At 44.2% G+C, this 12,952-nt stretch carries 13 protein-coding genes and 1 pseudogene; 12 read left to right on the plus strand and 2 right to left on the minus strand.

The genetic code is table 11. From position 1 onward, the window contains the following. The first annotated feature begins 45 nt into the window (after positions 1-45). The 7 genes and pseudogenes from BN1938_RS06040 to BN1938_RS06075 all read left to right on the plus strand — a co-directional run bounded on the left by BN1938_RS06040 (position 46) and on the right by BN1938_RS06075 (position 5,496). Complete coding sequence (locus BN1938_RS06040) at positions 46-801, plus strand: GDSL-type esterase/lipase family protein (protein WP_187376291.1); 756 nt, start codon at positions 46-48, stop codon at positions 799-801. 133 nt (positions 802-934) lie between these two features. Next, entirely contained in the window at positions 935-1,318 is a 384-nt protein-coding gene (locus BN1938_RS06045; protein WP_050639736.1) for a hypothetical protein, read from the plus strand. 371 nt (positions 1,319-1,689) lie between these two features. Then, positions 1,690-2,316, plus strand: a complete 627-nt coding sequence (locus BN1938_RS06050) for a hypothetical protein (protein ID WP_050639737.1) — start codon at positions 1,690-1,692, stop codon at positions 2,314-2,316. A 117-nt stretch (positions 2,317-2,433) separates the two neighbouring features. After that, on the plus strand, positions 2,434-3,135 hold the full coding sequence (locus BN1938_RS06055; protein WP_050639738.1) for a hypothetical protein: 702 nt from the start codon (positions 2,434-2,436) through the stop codon (positions 3,133-3,135). 228 nt (positions 3,136-3,363) lie between these two features. Beyond that, positions 3,364-4,430 (plus strand): annotated as a pseudogene (locus BN1938_RS23880) (SNF2 helicase associated domain-containing protein); the annotation flags it as partial. A gap of 12 nt (positions 4,431-4,442) precedes the next feature. Further along, a complete protein-coding gene (locus BN1938_RS06070) occupies positions 4,443-5,267 on the plus strand; it encodes a DEAD/DEAH box helicase (RefSeq protein WP_242843827.1) in 825 nt (274 codons plus the stop codon). A 19-nt stretch (positions 5,268-5,286) separates the two neighbouring features. Then, positions 5,287-5,496: a DEAD/DEAH box helicase gene (locus tag BN1938_RS06075; RefSeq protein ID WP_050639742.1), complete on the plus strand. Its 210-nt coding sequence runs from the start codon at positions 5,287-5,289 to the stop codon at positions 5,494-5,496. Positions 5,497-5,661: 165 nt separating this feature from the next. On the opposite strand, the gene BN1938_RS06080 is transcribed toward BN1938_RS06075, so the two are convergent. Continuing rightward, positions 5,662-6,459, minus strand: a complete 798-nt coding sequence (locus tag BN1938_RS06080; protein WP_050639743.1) for an ABC transporter permease — start codon at positions 6,457-6,459, stop codon at positions 5,662-5,664. Beyond that, positions 6,452-7,219, minus strand: coding sequence for an ABC transporter ATP-binding protein (locus BN1938_RS06085; protein WP_050639744.1), 768 nt, complete (start codon positions 7,217-7,219; stop codon positions 6,452-6,454). The genes BN1938_RS06080 and BN1938_RS06085 overlap by 8 nt, the downstream gene beginning before the upstream one ends. Before the next feature lie 538 nt (positions 7,220-7,757). Here BN1938_RS06085 and BN1938_RS06090 point away from each other — a divergent pair. From BN1938_RS06090 to BN1938_RS06110, 5 genes are all read left to right on the plus strand, one after another. Next, the gene (locus tag BN1938_RS06090) at positions 7,758-9,176 is read left to right on the plus strand and encodes an FGGY family carbohydrate kinase (protein WP_050639745.1); all 1,419 of its coding nucleotides are present in this window, start codon (positions 7,758-7,760) and stop codon (positions 9,174-9,176) included. After that, on the plus strand, positions 9,163-9,732 hold the full coding sequence (locus tag BN1938_RS06095; RefSeq protein WP_050639746.1) for a P-loop nucleotide/nucleoside kinase family protein: 570 nt from the start codon (positions 9,163-9,165) through the stop codon (positions 9,730-9,732). Before BN1938_RS06090 ends, BN1938_RS06095 begins: the two co-directional genes overlap by 14 nt. Before the next feature lie 19 nt (positions 9,733-9,751). Then, positions 9,752-11,032, plus strand: a complete 1,281-nt coding sequence (locus BN1938_RS06100) for an ABC transporter substrate-binding protein (RefSeq protein ID WP_050639747.1) — start codon at positions 9,752-9,754, stop codon at positions 11,030-11,032. Between the two features lie 134 nt (positions 11,033-11,166). After that, the gene (locus tag BN1938_RS06105) at positions 11,167-12,090 is read left to right on the plus strand and encodes a carbohydrate ABC transporter permease (protein ID WP_050639748.1); all 924 of its coding nucleotides are present in this window, start codon (positions 11,167-11,169) and stop codon (positions 12,088-12,090) included. Then, positions 12,080-12,931 carry a carbohydrate ABC transporter permease gene (locus BN1938_RS06110; protein ID WP_050639749.1) on the plus strand — a complete coding sequence of 284 codons (852 nt, stop codon included), beginning with the start codon at positions 12,080-12,082 and terminating at the stop codon, positions 12,929-12,931. Before BN1938_RS06105 ends, BN1938_RS06110 begins: the two co-directional genes overlap by 11 nt. Positions 12,932-12,952 lie beyond the last annotated feature (21 nt).

Below are 12,952 nucleotides of genomic sequence, written 5' to 3' on the forward strand. Positions count from 1 at the left end.
CGCTGTTCTGTCTGCGGAAAGAAAATAGGAAGGACTTCAGGGAGAATGAATAAGGCCATCAAAGGAATTATTATAATCGCCGCAGCATTGATTGTGGCTGCAGGCGCAGTTCTTTTCTGCTTTGTTTATAAAGCAAAAGAACCACCGGCGCCCCAAATAGAGTCAACGGGAAAAACAGAAGACAAAAAGATAAGGGTCGCATGTATAGGGGACAGTATCACATATGGAGCCGGAGTACTTGCTACCCGGGACAGAGATTCCTATCCTGCCATTTTACAGGAATTACTAGGGGATTGCTATCAGGTACTTAATTATGGGCTGAGCGGCCGTACTTTGCTCGATGAAGGGAACAAGCCATACAAACAAGAAGATTTCTTCGAAGAAGCGCAGGAAGCAGAGCCCGATCTTGTTTTGATTATGTTAGGCACGAACGACTCCAAGCCAAATAACTGGGATTCCGCGGCATATGAAAAAGAGCTCGGGGAGTTCGTGGACTTGTACCAGAACATACCCAGCCATCCCGAGGTATATCTCATGACATGCTGTGATGCCTTTGCCACAGACGGCAAGAAAGAAGTTGCATTTGGCGTAGATAAAACGGTTATTGGAAATGAAGTAAATGCAATTATTAAACGGGTAGGGGAGTATTGTGAAGTGCCGGTTATCGATATTTACGGTACGACAAAAGACCATCCGGAGTATTTTGCTGACGGAGTCCACCCGAATGCCAGGGGGAATCGAATCATCGCAGAAATGGTGTATCAGTGTTTGTGTGAACATATCCGCCGTCAAGAACAGTAAGGCTATTTTATTAACAATCCCGTTAAGTTAATAACTTTGGTTGTAATTTTCCTCCCATACGCTTATCATTAAATTATAGAAGAGATGCTGTGTGTAACTATTCAGATTCCACGTGAGAAAGGGAGGGACTGATATGGGCGGAAAACTTGCAAAACCTTTACTGTTACTTGACAACAGCAATATGATGTCGGTATTGAACGAGGGCGAATTTAAATGCAGCAACCTTACGTTTGAAGAAACGAAGGCAATCATAGACATGTACGATGAGGATATGATTCTCCGCTGCTTTACCAATGTTGACATTGAGACAGTTATTTTTGACTACCTTGGTATTACAAAACGGAACTTCGAATTTAAAAAGATCAGGAATATGAGGTCGGGACAGGATGCGATTGTGTTTAAGCTCTACGTCACCCCCTCGGAGACCCAGCCTGTGATACAGGCTGATGACGGCGTAGAGGCGAGGAAGATCCAGAATATCTATGTCTACTGTCAGCATTTGACACGTATTAAATAATTAGTGGAGTAATTTGGGTAATATTTTGAGAATATGACGCAGATTGTAAGAGATGAGCTTTAGTTTTAGCGACAGATGGGGGCGCACCGGAAATTGACAGCCGGCTGGCGCCCCCATCTGCCGTCAAGGCTGAAGCTCGCTGTATATGGTTCATGTTTCGTTACTGTTTTATAGTATGTTTTAGTTTATTGACACAGCTTTTAAAATCAAATTTTATTAACAGAATTAAAGAGATTTTTTTATTTCTCTGTGGTATGATGTTTTATAGTGAATAAATTAACAGAGTGGTTTTTTATTGAGGGAAGTCCAGTGATGGCTGAGGGGGAACAAGTGGAAGCCGCGGAGAAGCGATATCAGATCGAGGAGGACATATGCATAAAAAAATCCGGACAGCGAATGAAGAAATCGGCAATGTAGTATTTTTGATTTTGTTTACAATCGTATGGTATGCAGGGCTTTTGGGAAACATACTGCGGGAAGGGTTTCAGCCTTTTATCCTGATCTTTCTGGCAGCAGGGCTTCTGCTTCCGTTTCAGGCAGTGCGTATGGTGCAGAAGGCAGTTTACTACAGAAGGCTGCATGCGCAGTGCGTGGAGGAGGGGCATCCGAAGAAGGGCAAGATCGTGAATATTGTGCGGGAGTATTATGTAGATTCCAACAGCAGAAACAGGCAGTATATTACATATTATTTTCTGATTATTGAAGTATTCGATTCGAATACGGGGGTCTCACAGCGGATCAAGAGTGAGCCTTATCGGATCCCGCTGCACAAATATCTGGGAGCGCCCTATGTGAAGGTGTATACTGATTCCACAGGGTGGCACCATGTTATCGAGGACTTTCAGTTGAAAGAGAACCGCAGTGAACCGGGGATCACACTTGAAAATCCTAACATTTATCTGAAGGACTTTAATAGTCCGCATCCGTTTCAGAAAGTGATCTCGGCGGTAATCCTAATATGGATTCTGTTATTTGTGCTGGGAATCTTTCGGAAGTAAAAGGGGTCAGTCTCTTCTGCAAAGGGGACAGGCCCCTCTGCATTTAGAGAATTTTTGTTGAGTGGCAGAATCCATTATACTATAATCATTTTATAAAGCACTGTCAGGAGGTTACAGATGCTGCTTTTATTGAGAGACAAAGTTTTATTGGAAGTGTATGACAATGGAATATGTAATGTGTTGGATTTTGAGCGCCTTCCGTTTGCGCTTAGAAAGCAGAACATAACACTGGCGGATTTTATCGAATGGGCCTCTAACCGAACATTATCTATTGGGAGAAGTTATGCAAAAGAGATCTTGAACAGTTTACGGCTGTCCCAGACTAACCGCTATGCAGTATGCAAAGCCTGCAGAGGATTAAGTCTGGAGGATTCGTACTGGAGCAGGCAGGATGGCGATGGAAAAACATGGGAAGAGGTTAATTTATTTCATAACCCATTGACGCTTTTTATTACCGAAATATCTCTGTCGGGAAGAAATGTCCGACATCCGGCAAATATTTCGTCAAAGAGCCAGATCCATACGCCGGAACTTACAACTTTAGGAGCCAGTGCGAAAGCATGGATCAGGCGGGAAAATGCTCTTTATCTTCATAAGGTTGGGAAATATGAAATCCCGGCACACGACCATGCATTTTCTAGTAATCCGCATGTGATGTCCCAGACAACAGCGGATGAGAAAACTTTGTACGAGGCGGCTTCAGAGGCGCAGGCGGAGCTTAAAATTGATATGAGTAAGCTGAAGGCTATGAGGCGTCCCGGGTTTTTAACGGCGGAACAGTGGAGACAGGTGCAAAAAAGAGCAGACATGATTTCTTAACCGGCGGGATCATATTACAGAAGATTTGAAAAGGTACAATTTGATAAGTTTAAGGAGAAAACTTGGCAATGCAGGAATGGGAAAGGAAAATTCAATGAACAGGTGCAGAATTCGGAGACTGCCATTTACGGAACAAATACCAGGATGAATCATAAACTGAGCAACTTTACGGCACGGGGACAGGAATGGGCCGGTTATATCCATAGGATTGTAGAGGAAGAACTGGAAATGGAAAGGCGTCTTTGTGAATCCGGCTGGTATTATGGCAAGCAGACGAATAGGCACAATGTTATAGATCTGTCCGGATGGAAGCTGGATGAGTTCTATCAGCTGCTTGGATCAGAAAAGGTTGAGTATGAAGACCGAAGCGCAGCGAAAAAGGAAAAACGGATGATCTGCTGCAAAGAAGCGACTCCAAGAATCAGCATGGAAATTAGAAAAAATACGATGGAAACACAAAAAGAGTTCCACGGCGTGCAAATAACCTGTGAAATGCCGGTGTTTTTTAAAGGGGTGGAAGCATCCTATTTTGTGGAAAAGGATTGTTTATGCAGAACCGGACAGGAATATATGGAACGCATCAGGCTTCTGGCGGATCAGTCAAGGAATGGGTTGCTGTCTTTCAAAGTGGGAAGGAACAATTTGTCAGAGTTTTATTATATGGTGCTGCCGAGGCTCCGGGATGTGGTCGATGTTACGGAAGCAGATACAGAAGAGATTCACGAATACCTGCGCCCGAGGTACAGTTTATGTTCTATCTGGATGCCAGAGATCACAATAGCAGCTGCCGGCTGCATGCAAAATATGGAGAACGCGAAGTGTCGGTATTTGACCTGTTAGACGAAAATCAGGACAGGCCGCTGGAACGCTTCAGAATGGAAAACAAGGAGGCTGAAATACTGCTTATCACAAGGCGCCTGTTTCCGGAAATTGATGTGGAAGAAGATGAACTGCATTGCGGGCATGATGAGGACCTGATGTATTCCGTGCTGGAGCATGGGGTGGAGACACTATAGGAGTATGGAGAAGTCCAGTGTACCCAGAGATTCCGCAATATGAATGTGCTCAGAAAGGTAAAGGTGTCGGTGGGGGTATCGATTTCCAGCGGACTTTTGAATCTGGATATTACGACAGAAGATATCCCACGGGAAGAACTGCTGGATGTTCTGAAAAGCTACCGTTCCCGCAAAAAATTTTACCGTCTGAAGAGCGGGGATTTTCTGAAGCTGGAGGATAATACGCTGGAACTGCTGGGTGAGCTGATGGATTCTATGCATCTTTCCCCAAAAGACTTTGTGAAGGGGAAAATGCATCTCCCGGTTTACCGTACTCTTTATCTGGATAAACTGCTGAAGGTGCTGCTGATTACAGGAAGCCAGGAGGAGCGCCGGCAGAAGCTGGATGAATATACGTCCTATGATGTGCTGGTTACTTCGTATGACCTGCTGAAAAGAGATATCGTTTCTTATGAGGATAAGGAGTTTCTGTATGAGATTATCGATGAGGCTCAGTACATCAAGAACCATACCACGGCGGCATCCAAGGCGGTAAAAGTGATCAAAAGCCAGTTCCGGTATGCAATGACCGGAACTCCCATCGAAAACCGGTTAAGTGAGCTGTGGAGTATTTTTGATTATCTGATGCCGGGATTTTTATATAGTTACGAAATATTCAAGAGAGAGATAGAAACCCCGATCGTGAAAAATGGAGACGAGGATGCAATGAAGCGCCTTCAGAAAATGACGGGTGCGTTTATCCTGCGCAGGCTGAAAAGCGATGTATTAAAGGATCTTCCGGATAAACTGGAAGAAATCCGATATGTTAAGATGGAGAAGCCGCAGCAAAAGATTTACGATGCACAGGTGGTGCATATGCAGACACAATTAGCGGAACAGGATGACGCTCAGTTTCATAAGAATAAGATTCAGATTCTGGCGGAGTTAATGAAGCTGCGGCAGATATGCTGCGATCCGGGACTTTGTTTTGAAGATTACCGGAATGAATCGGCCAAGCTGGAATCGTGTCTGGAACTGATCCAAAGCGCCATTGACGGCGGGCATAAGCTTCTGCTGTTTTCGCAGTTCACCACAATGCCTGAACCTGACCGGGGCGGATGTAGTTATCCATTATGATCCCTGGTGGAACCTGGCGGTGCAGAATCAGGCGACAGACCGTGCACACCGTATTGGACAGACCAAGAAGGTGACGGTGTATAAATTGATTGTTAAACACACAATAGAGGAAAAGATTCAGAAACTGCAGGAGGCCAAAATGGATTTGGCGGATCAGATCGTGAATGCGCAGACGGGTGGGCTTGGCGGCATGAGTCAGGCAGAACTGCTGGAACTTTTGGAGGCATGACAGCAGATATTAGGAGACAGATTCGGATATAAGGAGAGATTGAAAATATGTAGGGCAGCTGTGGGAATAAACCGCAGCTGCTTTTCAAATGTTCAGAACGAACATATAGAGAGAAGATGTGAGCAAAGGGGTCAGACCCCTCTGCAAAAGGGTCAGACCCCTTTGTCAAACTCTTTTCTGATAAACTTTTTCAAGCAGGTTGATCAGTGCGTAAAGCCCCATTGCCATAATACAGAGCAGGACGATTGACATGAGCAGCCAATCCATTTTGAATACCTGTGAAGAGTATATAATCAGATACCCAAGTCCATTGCGCGCCGCCAGGAACTCCCCGATGATGACGCCGACCAGGCAGAGCCCGATATTGACCTTCATGTTGCTGATTATGGCCGGTATGGAACTGGGCAGAACGACTTTCGTCAAGGCGTGCCATTTGTTCCCCCTCAGTGTATAGATTAATTTTATCTTTTCCTCGTCCACCGTCGTGAAGCTGGTGTAAAGATTCAGTATGCTGCCAAATATTGCGACGGACATGCCGGCTACAATGATTGTAGTTTTAGTGGCGCCCAGCCAGACGATCAGAAGAGGCGCCAGAGCAGATTTTGGCAGGCTGTTAAGGACAACCAGATAGGGGTCCAGGATTTCCGATAGTTTTTTACTGCACCAAAGGGCGACCGCCAGCATAACGCTGATCAGGGTGACAAGCAGGAAACTGACGATCGTTTCATACAAAGTGGTCCAAATATGGAGAAAGATCGTCTTATCCAGAACCATTCCCCAGAAGCAGAGGGCTATTTTAGACGGGCTGCTGAAGATGAAGGAGTCAATGATTCCCACATTTGCAGTGAATTCCCACAGGAACAGAAAACTCAAAAGGATTGCAATCCGGGAGACCCGTACAATCCTTTTGTGGCGTTTCCGGCTGTCCAGATAACTTTGCTGTCCAACAGAAATCTCATTCATTTTTATTCAACTCCTCCCATATAATATTGAAATAATTTTTGAACTCGGGAGCGTTCCTTCGAAGAAGGGGGGTATCCTTCTCAAGGGTAAATGTGATCGGGACTATCTTAGCAATCGTGGCAGGCCGTTTTGTCAGGATTATGACGCGGTCCGCAAGGCTTACGGCTTCCGAGAGGTCGTGAGTTACCAGCAATGCGGTCTTGTGTGCATTTCTAATAATCTGTCCGATATCATCGCCTACGGAAAGACGAGTCTGGTAATCCAGGGCGGAAAATGGTTCATCCAACAAAAGAATATCCGGCTCCAGGACAAGGGTGCGGATCAGAGCAGCGCGCTGCCGCATCCCTCCCGACAATTCGGAGGGTTTTGAATTCATGAACTGTTTGAGGCCGTACAATTCGAGAAGCTCTTTTGCCTTCGCTTTCGATTTTGCAGAAAGCATATGCTGGATTTCCAGACCAAGCAGCACATTGCTGTAGACGGTCCGCCACTCGAAAAGATGGTCATGCTGGAGCATGTATCCGATATTCATGGTACTTTCTCTTAAATATTTTCCGTTTGTTTTCAACAGCCCCTTTTCCGGCTCCAGCAGGCCGGATATAATCGAGAGCAGCGTAGATTTGCCGCATCCGGACGGACCGACAATGGCGACAAATTCTCCGGAGGCGATGGAAAAGGAAATATCTGTCAGTGCTTTGGTTTCTCCTTCTAATGTGTGATAAGCATAATTTATGTTCTTTAATTCAAGTATTGGTTCCATGCAGACACTCCATTCGACAAGTATATAGTTAGTTTATGAGAAAACTTAAGATGGGTGAATGAACTCGCAGATAGAATCAGGAGCTGCCCTTTAATTTCCGATTTTACAGGTATATCTATGATAACTGACCGGAAACTGCAAAAGTCATTTCGCAATTCTATGAACGTTATCTGTCATGTAGAAAGAAATACGGCGGAAAATGTTTTTCATTGGAAAACAAAAAGAAACAATAAAATAAGAAAAAAGAATACACGGGTGTAAAAAATACAAAATCATGAGTCAAAACCCGTACATTCATTTCTGCCCTTTGCAAGTTGATGTTAACAAAGATGGAATTCTTAGAAACACTAAAGAATTATTTGTTTAAACCGATTTAAAAATAGAATATTAGTAATAATATCAGAAAATTATAGTTTAAAATTGTTAAATATTGACAAAACTGGATGCGAACTCTGAAAATAATTGACAAATATATTTAAGTATAGTATATTCAAATTAAATTTAAAGCGCTTTAAAAACGAAAGGAGGTGATAGCAATATGGATGGATTTTTGGGAATTGATGTCGGAACAACGAATAGTAAAGCAGTTCTTTTGGGGGGAAATGGCGACATCCTCTCAATATGGAAACAGGAGACCCCTCAGGTTTTAAAGGGCGGTCGTTCTTATTTTGATATTGAGAAAATAGATGCCTGTGTTGACCATTGGATAGAAGAAGCCGGAAAAGTCTCTGAATTAAAAAGTGTTGGATTTTCAAGTGTAGGAGAATCGGTGATCCCTTTGAAATCAGGTAAAGTCTTAAGCATGCCGCTGGTCTGGCATGAACAGACAGATGACATTCCAAAATGGAAAGAAGAGATCTTTTGTAAGAAATCCGGGTTTGCTAATACAGGGGTACATAAATCATCAACATTTGCCGTGTATAAGATGATATGGATGATGGAGCACGTGCTGTCCGGGATTCCGGATATGTGGCTACCGATCAGCAGTTATTTGACTTATAGCAGAACGGGCATTGCAAGATGGGATACATCCCAGGCAGGGCGCAGCTATCTTTATGATATCCATAAAAAGACATGGGATCTGGAGACTGCAGAGAAGCTGCATATAAAGCTTCCCAAATCTGTGGGAAGCTTAGGCGGGTACTGCGGGAGTAAAGACGGGATCGTGTATGGTCTGGGCGGTCATGACCATTATGTTGGCTTGTACGCAGTGAGAAAGCTATATGGAAGTTCAGATTTGTTTTACGATTCCATGGGCTCTTCTTCTGTACTGGCGATGGTAAAAGCAGACGGCGAAAAAAAACTGCGGGGCACAGCCACATTTAATCCAAAGGGCGGCTGTCTGGTTACAGGATTTGAACCGGAGGAATATGTGGTGAACAGATCCCTGGACTATTATGGGAGAGTGCTGAAATGTCTGGCAGGGTTAGCCGGAAAAAGTGCCGATCAGGCATTCTATGCTGATGACAATCAAGGACTTTTTAACCTGCCGGATGCGGACAGGCTCTGCAGGCTGGCATGCCCGAAAGATTATGGCAGATATGCAGAGCATGCGCGCCATATTAACTTGCTGGATGTAAAGGAAAACATGTCCTTTTCAGAGCTGATCTTAAGCGGTTATGTCTATATGGCGGTCGGGACAGAGAAAATGTATGCGGATTTAAGCAGGTACTGTAACGGTTCCCAAAAGGAGATGCCATATTTCACAGGCGGCGGCATTACGGATAACCAGTTATTTATGCAGTTCAAAGCCGCGGCGCTTGGCAGAGAAATTACAATTTTAAAAACATCAGAAATCAGTGGGCTGGGTGCAGCGATCTCCGGACTATGCGCCAGCGGAAGGGAAAACTTGTTAAGGGACATGAAAAAAAAGCTTCTTGCGGAATCAAAGGTTGTGCCCCAATTGCAGTACGCAGATTACTTAGCGGAGATGAAAAAAAGATATGAAGCAGGATAGCGGAAGATTAATTTTGATATCTGGTCTGCCAGGGAGCGGAAAGACAACATGCGGCAGATGGCTGTCTGACAAATATAAGATACCATACGTGGATTACGATGGAGTCATCCAGCCATTTATGACAGAGGTTTATGACAGATTTTATCAGGGAAGAGCATACGATGAATTTTGTGCTATCTGGCGTGAGTGCTGTTATGAAACCTTTTGGAATGTAATTGCGGAAAATTTAAGGGCAGGCATAAACATAGCGGCGTCCGCACCGTTATCTCAGGAAATGAGGCAGCCGGACTTTTTTGCCGGAATAAAAAGTAAGTATGACATAGAGTTCATGGTTTTGTCCCTTATTCTGCAGGTGCCGGAAAAAGTACTCTATTCAAGGATTGTCAGCCGCCAGGCAAAGCGCGATGAGCAGAAGGTCAGGCAGTGGGACGATTACTATAGACAGCAGGAGCACACAATTCTGTGGCAGCCGGAGTATCAGATTATATGCCATACCGGAGAGGAATACAGAACGGACGAAAGTGTCCGGACATTTTTGTATGATGAGGAAGTTTAAGTGAAAAAGGAGGAAAAGTATGAAAAAATTAGTTTCCATTTTATTAACTATCATGATGATTGGAACGCTGGCAGCCGGATGTGGAAAATCTTCGGAGGACACAAAGTCTTCTGATGGAGAAAAAGTAAAACTGACCTTTTGGGCAGGCTTAACCGGGGATGACCAACAGGCAATGGCTGATATGGTGAAGCAGTTTAACAGTGAACAGGATAAGATCGAAGTTGACTTTTATTCCGTTACCTGGGGAGAGATTTTTACAAAATTATCTGCCGCAAGCAATACAGAAAGCGGACCGGACGTCATGCTGATGCATCCGACGGATTTGTCTACATATGCAGGCAAGGATATGATCGTACCCCTGGATGATTTAATTAAAACAATGGATGTGAACCAAGAGGATTATTCAGATGTCATATGGAAAGGAAACCAGGTGGATGGGCAGCAGTATGGAATTCCGCTGGACTTCCATTGTATGTCAATGTTTATTAATCTGGATTCTTTTGAAGCGGCCGGCCTTACTGCAGAAGATGCAAAAGTTACATCCGTGGATGAATTTAATGCACTCTGTGAGAAATTAAAAACGGATGACCAGTATGCAGTCGGACTTGGCAGTAATTACGCACATACCTACAGATATTGGTACGGACTTCTGGGACAGGCAGGCGGCAGTTTCCTTGATGAGGATATGACAAAAGCCGAATTTAACAGCGAAGCCGGTGCAAAAGCGCTGGATTTTTTGGCAGATTGGGTTGCAAAAGGTTATGCCCCCGAAGCTGAAGCCGATATCGATGCGGACTGGCTGGGCGGAACAACTGCAATGGTGATAGAAGGACCGTGGTTTACACCGTCCGCTATGGCATCTGATCTTAATTTTACTACCGTACCATTCCCGCAAGTTTTAGGAGATAATTCTGTCTGGGGAAGTTCTCACACGATCACGGTGCCCAAATACGATAAAAGAAGTGACGAAGAGACCGAGGCAACACAGGAGTTTATCGGATGGGTAGTAGAAAATTCATTTAACTGGGCCGCACAGAGCGGACAAATCCCTGCAAACCAGAAGGTACGTGATTCGGAGGAATATAAGGCGCTCGAGATGTACCAATATGCACAGGCATTTATTGATCAGGCAGAATATGTGAAATATGAGCCGCTGTGTCCGGGAACCAGTGAATTTGGTGCGGATAATGAGCTGTCACCGGTTGCAAATGCAGTATACAGTGTGATCAGCAAGGAAAAGGATTCCGTTTCGGCTCTGGATGAAGCTGCAGAGAGTGTGGATAAAATACTGGGTAATTAAAGGCGGGAGAACATCGTACGGTAACGGGCAGGCCTCAATGAATATGGCGCCTGCTGTCTGAGAAATACCGTATTAGGCGGCAGTGCTGTAAATCTCACCATACACTGCCGCCGGATAATAACGGAGGGATGAGCGTGGTAAATAAAAAGAAAAAAATGAAAAAAGCCGGGATACTGATCCTATTTCTCGCACCATATTTTGTGCTGCTGTTTATATTTAAAATTCTCCCGATATTTGCCAATTTTTACTACAGTTTCAGAGAAATAGAGGTGCAGACGGCAGGTACTTTCATCGGGCTGGAAAATTATAAGATGCTTTTTCAGGACCCTTTGTTTTATAAGGTTCTGAAAAATACATTTACATACTTACTGTATGTAGGCCCCGTGAATATTATATTTGGTTTTCTATTGGCATTGCTTTTAAACCAGAAACTGAAAGGGACAACCTTTTCAAGGGCTGTCATATTTGTGCCCTATATTTTAATGACAACCCTGGTCGGTATTACATTTAGATACATATTGGATGGAAACAATGGGATCCTAAACCACTATCTGTCGTTTCTTGGTATCGAGCCGGTCTTCTGGCTGACAAAGACTTCCACAGCAATGCTCGGAATTGCGGTGGCTTCCATATGGTGGACGATCGGCTATAATACGGTGATTTATCTGGCGGCTCTGCAGGATGTTCCTCGGGATTTGATAGAAGCTGCTTCTATTGACGGAGCCAATCGGTTCCAGAGATTAGTGCGGATTATAATCCCATATGTAAAAAACACAACATTTTTCGTAGTGCTGACAACGGTTATTTATTCCATGCAGGTATTCGGGCAGGTTTATGTTATGACATCGGGAGGCCCTAATTATAGTACACTTACATTTGTGCAGTACCTGTATATCAAGGCATTCAGGGAGTTTAAACTGGGCTATGCAGCAGCGATAGGCGTGATTTTATTTATCATCATTCTGCTGCTGTCAGTTGTGATTTACGGGGGCTTCCTGGACCGCGATGAATGGAGGATCAAGCGGAGCCAGAAAAGGAGGGGAAAACATGAAAAGTAAAAAGAAAAACAGTCGGATTACAAAAGGTATATTATATATCATACTGATTCTGGTTGTTTTATTGTTTATATTTCCTCTGATTTGGATTGTATCAACATCCTTTAAATCGACGGCAGAGATCTTCAATGGTCTATATAATTGGCTTCCGATTCAGCCAACTCTTGAAAATTACGCAGAGGCCGTGCAGGCCTATCCGTTGGGCGTGTGGATGAAAAACAGCGTGATTGTCGTTGCATTGGTTATTGTATTATCCTGTGTTTTCTATATACTGCCGGCATATGCACTGGCAAGAATAGAGTTCAAGTATTCGGGTGTACTTGTCATGCTGATGGTTGCAACGATTATGATACCCAAAGAATTATCTTCGATTATGTCTTATAAAATCGTAGCAAAATTGGGGCTTCTGGATACCTACTCGGCAGTAGTGATTCCACAGATATGCGATGCCATCGGTGTGTTTTTACTGTATCAGTTTTTCCGCGGCATCCCCAAAGAGTACAGCGAGGTATGCCAGTTAGACGGAGGAGGCCATTTTACCATACTGACGAAGATATGTCTTCCGCTGTCGGGGCCGGCCATATCGGTTATGGTCATTTTGACTTTTGTATCATCGTGGAATAACTTTTTCTGGCCGCTGCTGGTGACATTTACGGATAAATCCATGACACTTCCGGTCGGGCTGGCAACGATTATGACTAGTTACAGCGAGTCATCGGCCTCGAGGCAGTATGGTCTTCTGATGGCAATCTCGATTCTGACCTCTATCCCTGCGCTTGCCATTTTTATCGGGATGCAGAAGAAGTTCGTGGAGGCGATCACATCTACAGGAATTAAGGGATAAGAACACAAAATAACAGCATAG

The sequence above is a fragment of the Eubacterium sp. SB2 genome, assembly GCF_001244405.1.
Lineage (GTDB): Bacteria > Bacillota > Clostridia > Lachnospirales > Lachnospiraceae > Faecalicatena > Faecalicatena contortus_B.

What these genes read in the sequence shown, in the direction of transcription:
- BN1938_RS06085 (WP_050639744.1), bottom strand. Translation starts at nt 7,219, where the DNA reads ATGGAACCAATACTTGAATTAAAGAACATAAATTATGCTTATCACACA.
- BN1938_RS06100 (WP_050639747.1), top strand. Translation starts at nt 9,752, where the DNA reads ATGAAAAAATTAGTTTCCATTTTATTAACTATCATGATGATTGGAACG.
- BN1938_RS06090 (WP_050639745.1), top strand. Translation starts at nt 7,758, where the DNA reads ATGGATGGATTTTTGGGAATTGATGTCGGAACAACGAATAGTAAAGCA.
- BN1938_RS06045 (WP_050639736.1), top strand. Translation starts at nt 935, where the DNA reads ATGGGCGGAAAACTTGCAAAACCTTTACTGTTACTTGACAACAGCAAT.
- BN1938_RS06095 (WP_050639746.1), top strand. Translation starts at nt 9,163, where the DNA reads ATGAAGCAGGATAGCGGAAGATTAATTTTGATATCTGGTCTGCCAGGG.
- BN1938_RS06070 (WP_242843827.1), top strand. Translation starts at nt 4,443, where the DNA reads ATGCATCTCCCGGTTTACCGTACTCTTTATCTGGATAAACTGCTGAAG.
- BN1938_RS06050 (WP_050639737.1), top strand. Translation starts at nt 1,690, where the DNA reads ATGCATAAAAAAATCCGGACAGCGAATGAAGAAATCGGCAATGTAGTA.
- BN1938_RS06040 (WP_187376291.1), top strand. Translation starts at nt 46, where the DNA reads ATGAATAAGGCCATCAAAGGAATTATTATAATCGCCGCAGCATTGATT.
- BN1938_RS06080 (WP_050639743.1), bottom strand. Translation starts at nt 6,459, where the DNA reads ATGAATGAGATTTCTGTTGGACAGCAAAGTTATCTGGACAGCCGGAAA.
- BN1938_RS06055 (WP_050639738.1), top strand. Translation starts at nt 2,434, where the DNA reads ATGCTGCTTTTATTGAGAGACAAAGTTTTATTGGAAGTGTATGACAAT.
- BN1938_RS06110 (WP_050639749.1), top strand. Translation starts at nt 12,080, where the DNA reads ATGAAAAGTAAAAAGAAAAACAGTCGGATTACAAAAGGTATATTATAT.